Raw genomic sequence first — 201 nt, 5'->3', positions numbered from 1 at the left:
CGGTCAGGGTGGCGGTGTAGGTGATGGTGCCGTTTTCGTTCACGGTCGGCGTAGCAGTCAACGTCACGGTAGTGGTGTCGTTGACATCGCTGACCACAGTGCTGACTGGCGCGGTGTTAGGCGCGATGGCTTCGAGGTTGCCGCCGGATGCATCTTTGATCGACTCAGTGACGGTGGTTGGGCCTTGGTACACATCGTTGC

1 protein-coding gene is annotated in these 201 nt (G+C 59.7%); it reads right to left on the bottom strand.

Going from position 1 to position 201, the window contains the following annotated elements; translation table 11 throughout:
• A partial coding sequence (locus HU767_RS28665; RefSeq protein ID WP_186731129.1) for an immunoglobulin-like domain-containing protein occupies positions 1-201 on the bottom strand: 201 nt, incomplete at both ends.

Origin of the sequence: Pseudomonas sp. SWRI179, from assembly GCF_014268705.1 — a bacterium.
Lineage (GTDB): Bacteria > Pseudomonadota > Gammaproteobacteria > Pseudomonadales > Pseudomonadaceae > Aquipseudomonas > Aquipseudomonas zanjanensis.
The sequence above is the reverse complement of the archived record's forward strand: the minus strand, read 5'-3'. Positions and strand labels throughout refer to the sequence as shown.